This window comes from Celeribacter persicus (assembly GCF_003050785.1).
Classification (GTDB): Bacteria; Pseudomonadota; Alphaproteobacteria; order Rhodobacterales; family Rhodobacteraceae; genus Celeribacter; species Celeribacter persicus.
In genome coordinates this window covers 1-1,429 of record NZ_QAOH01000083.1, presented here as the reverse complement: position 1 = coordinate 1,429, position 1,429 = coordinate 1, and the positions used below count along the sequence as shown (strand labels likewise).

Here is a 1,429-nt window from a genome sequence, read left to right as displayed (position 1 = left end):
TGCTCACCCCAGTCATATTATGCGGCGGTTCCGGGACGCGGCTTTGGCCGTTGTCTCGGAGGTCCTATCCCAAGCAATTCGTGCCTTTGATGGGGGAGCAGACCCTGTTTCAGGCTTCGGCGCAACGTTTGCGCGGGGCAGAGTTCGGGGCGCCGCTGATCCTGACCGGGTCCGATTTCCGCTTCATCGTGACCGAACAGCTCACCGCCATCGGCATCGACCCCGGCGCGGTTCTCATCGAGCCCGAGGGGCGCAACACTGCCCCCGCCGTGCTTGCCGCCGCGTTGTATCTGGCCGGGACCGATCCCGATGCGATCATGCTCGTCGCCCCCTCCGATCATGTCATTTCCGACGCCGGGGCCTTCAGAGCCGCCGTCACCAAAGGGCTCGACGCCGTGGCCCGCGGCAAGCTCGTGACCTTCGGCATCCATCCCGACCGCCCGGAAACCGGCTATGGCTATCTCGAACTGGCCGCCAGACCCGACGGGTCGGGGCGCGCGATCGACCTCAGACAATTCGTGGAAAAACCCGATGCAGAGCGCGCCGCGGAGATGCTGGGCGCAGGCACATTTCTCTGGAATGCCGGAATATTCCTGTTCCGCGCCCGCGACATCATCGCGGCCTTTCAAAAACACGCACCCGGTCTAACCGCCCCCGTGACGAAGGCCGTCGAAGAGGCCCGGCCCGATCTCGGCTTCCTGCGTCTCGATCCAGAGGCCTGGGCCGGGGCCGAAGACATCTCCATCGACTACGCGGTGATGGAGCGCGCCGACAACCTGGCGGTCGTGCCTTTTGACGGCGGCTGGTCGGATCTGGGCGGCTGGGATGCGGTCTGGCGCGAAACGGGCCCCGATGAGAACGGTGTCGTGACATCCGGCGATGCGACGGCCATCGACTGCAAAAACAGCCTGATCCGATCCGACAGCGAACGCCTCGAAGTGGTCGGGATCGGCCTCGAAAACGTGATGGCCATCGCGATGAACGATGCGGTTCTGATCGCCGATATGTCGCGTGCGCAGGACGTGAAACAGGCGGTCTCCGCGCTCAAGGCCAAAGGGGCGTCGCAAGCCACGCATTTCCCGAAGGATCACCGGCCCTGGGGCTGGTTCGAGAGCCTTGTGGTAGGCGCGCGTTTCCAGGTCAAACGCATCCACGTCCACCCCGGTGCGGCACTGAGCCTGCAAAGCCATTTTCACCGTTCCGAACACTGGATCGTGGTCGAAGGCACCGCCCGCGTCACCGTCGATGACGAGGTGCGACTGGTCACTGAGAACCAGTCGGTCTACATCCCTCTGGGCGCCGTGCACCGGATGGAAAACCCCGGCAAGGTTCCGATGGTCCTGATCGAGGTGCAAACCGGCTCCTATGTGGGCGAGGACGACATCATCCGCTACGAAGACGTCTACGCCCGCGGACAGGGCGAAAAGGG

The 1,429-nt window shown here is 64.3% G+C and carries 1 protein-coding gene; it reads left to right on the top strand.

Annotated elements, in window-relative coordinates; all coding sequences use genetic code 11:
* Positions 1 to 1,429 (top strand): mannose-1-phosphate guanylyltransferase/mannose-6-phosphate isomerase (locus tag C8N42_RS21290; protein ID WP_107818388.1); only part of this gene is annotated, 1,429 nt, incomplete at both ends.